The organism is Ramlibacter sp., assembly GCF_035706265.1.
GTDB lineage: Bacteria > Pseudomonadota > Gammaproteobacteria > Burkholderiales > Burkholderiaceae_C > Ramlibacter.
The window spans coordinates 1-2418 of sequence record NZ_DASSVG010000104.1 but is presented as its reverse complement, the minus strand read 5'-3'; the positions used below and the strand labels follow the sequence as shown (position 1 = coordinate 2418).

General features: G+C 72.5%; 3 protein-coding genes. 1 reads left to right on the top strand and 2 read right to left on the bottom strand.

What is annotated here, in order from left to right:
* Positions 1 to 482 (bottom strand): carboxyl transferase domain-containing protein (locus VFM98_RS04050; protein WP_325108619.1); only part of this gene is annotated, 482 nt, incomplete at its 3' end.
* Between the two features lie 150 nt (positions 483 to 632).
* Between VFM98_RS04050 and VFM98_RS04045 the strand changes: the two genes are divergently transcribed.
* Positions 633 to 1658, top strand: a complete 1026-nt coding sequence (locus tag VFM98_RS04045) for an AraC family transcriptional regulator (protein ID WP_325108618.1) — start codon at positions 633 to 635, stop codon at positions 1656 to 1658.
* On the opposite strand, the gene VFM98_RS04040 is transcribed toward VFM98_RS04045, so the two are convergent.
* Positions 1659 to 2357: an anaerobic ribonucleoside-triphosphate reductase activating protein gene (locus VFM98_RS04040; protein WP_325108617.1), complete on the bottom strand. Its 699-nt coding sequence runs from the start codon at positions 2355 to 2357 to the stop codon at positions 1659 to 1661.
* Positions 2358 to 2418: the final 61 nt, after the last annotated feature.

The window sequence follows — 2418 nt, the reverse complement described above, 5'->3', positions numbered from 1 at the left end:
ACCTCGTCCTGGTTCGGCAGGTTGGCGCCGCCGGAGTCCACCAGGTAGATGCAGGGCAGCCGGTTCTGGCCCGCGATCTCCTGCGCCCGCAGGTGCTTCTTGACCGTGAGCGGGTAGTAGGTGCCGCCCTTCACGGTGGCGTCGTTGCAGACGATCACGCACTCCAGCCCGCTCACCCGGCCGATGCCGGTGATGATGCCGGCGCTGGGCGCCTCCATGCTGCCGTCGCGGGCCAGGTACATGCCGTGCGCCGCCATGGGACCCACCTCCAGGAAGGGCGTGCCGGGGTCCAGCAGCATCTGCACGCGCTCGCGCGGCGGCAGCTTGCCGCGGGCCGAATGCTTGGCCCGCGCGATCTCGCCGCCGCCGGCGGCATGCAGCGCGACCTGCGCGTTGAGGTCGTCCACCAGCGCCTGCATGGCGGCCGCATTGGCCTGGAAGTCGGCGGACCGGGGATTCAGTTGGGACTCGATGACGGGCATTTCGGTAGTTCCTCCCTCCCCCTCTGGGGCAGGGCCGGGGTGAGGGCCGACGGCGCACGATAGCGCCAATGCCGCGAGCTTAGGCACTCCGCCCCCGTCCCGGGTTGCCGCGCTGGTTGCAAATCGCGCCACGCCGCTACACTTCGCTCCATGCCCCCCGCCGCCGGCCGCCGCGCCCCTGCCGCCGCCACCCCGATCGCCTTCGCCCGAGCGATCGTGGCCGCCTACCGGGTCCACGGCGGCAATCCCGAGCGGGCCCTGAAGCTGGCACAGATCCCGCCAGCCCAGCTGCAGAAACCGGAGGCCCGCATCACGGCGCGGCAGATGGAAGTGCTGTCCGCCGCGGCGATGGAGGAACTCGACGACGAGGGCCTGGCCGCCTTCGGCCGCCGCCTGCCCTGGGGCAGCTACGGCATGCTGGCGCGCGCCTCGCTCACCGCGCCGACCCTCGGCGTGGCGCTCAAGCGCTGGTGCCGCCACCACGGCCTGCTGACCGGCGACGTGCGCCTCACCGTGAGCGTGAGCGGTGCCCTCGCCTCGATCGCGATCGAGGAGCAGCGCGCGATCCCGCGCGAGCTGCGCGAGCTGAGCCTCGCCTTCCTGCTGCGCAACGTGCACGGCCTCGCCTGCTGGTACGTCGATTCGCGCATCCCCTTGCAGGAGGCCCGCTTTCCCTTCCCGCAGCCGGTGCATGCGGATGCGTATCCGCACATGTTTCCCGCGCCGCTGGCCTTCGACGCCCCGCAGGCCGAGATCCGCTTCGACGCCCGCTACCTCCAGCTGCCGCTGCGGCGCGACGAGAAGGCGCTGGCGCAGATGCTGCAGCGGGCGCTGGCGATCACCGTGCTGCAGTACCGGCGCGACCGGCTGCTGGTGCCGCAGGTGCGCCAGGCGCTGGCCGCCCACCCGGAGCGCTCGCACAGCGCCGAGGCGCTGGCCGCGCTGCTGCACGTCTCCGCCCGCACGCTGCACCGGCAGCTCAAGGAGGAAGGCGCGAGCCTGCAGCAGCTGAAGGACGAAGTGCGGCTGGAACGCGCCAAGGACCTCCTGTACCGCACCGGCAAGCCGGTCAAGCAGGTGGCCGCCGCCGTGGGCTTCCGCAACGAGAAGAGCTTCGCGCGCGCGTTCCGGCAGTGGGCGGGGGTGTCGCCGGGAGAGTTCCGCGGCGGCGCGTAGCTACGCAGCGCGGAACTCGAAATCCTCGAAGCGCGCGCCGAACAGCGCCAGGTCGCCGCGCCACGGCGCCCCCTGCGGCAGCGAGCCGCCGCGCAGCTGCTGCAGCCGCCAGCGCCGCACGCCGAGCGCTGCCAGCTCCTCGGTGAGCGAGTGCAGTTCGTGCAGCGGAAACAGCTCCGGCGACCAGGTGGTGCGGCACTCGTGCGGCACATTGGCCAGCAGCACCTGCAGCAGCGAATCGAGCACCCGCGAGGCGCTGCCGCGCGAAGCCGTGACGGCGTCCATGCGATGCCACGGCGCCTTGATGTCCAGCCCGATCCAGTCCACCAGCGGCAGCACCTCGGCCAGCCGGTCGGGATACATGCCGCTGGTGTGCAGGCCGACCTCGAAACCGAGCGCGCGCACCTCCCGCATGGCGGCGGCGAGCGCGGGCTGCAGCGTCGGCTCGCCGCCGGAGAAGACCACGCCATCGAGCAATCCGCGCCGGCCGTCCAGGAAGCGCAGCACCTCGTCCCAGGCCAGCTGCGGTCCGGCGCTCGCATCCAGCAGTTCCGGGTTCTGGCAGTAGCTGCAGCGCCAGGGACAGCCCTGGCAGAACACCACGGCCGCGAGCCGGCCGGGAAAGTCGATGCTGGTCCAGCGCTGCAGGCCGCCCACGCGCAGGCGGCTGGCGCCGGCTGCGTCAGCCGCGTTCGACAAAGAAGCGCCGCTCCTGGTGCTCGCCCTTCTTGCCGATGTTGAAGCTGGCCACCGGCCGGTG

Bases quoted from the DNA above. Each gene is read 5' to 3' on its own strand.
- VFM98_RS04045 (WP_325108618.1), top strand. From the start codon at position 633: ATGCCCCCCGCCGCCGGCCGCCGCGCCCCTGCCGCCGCCACCCCGATC.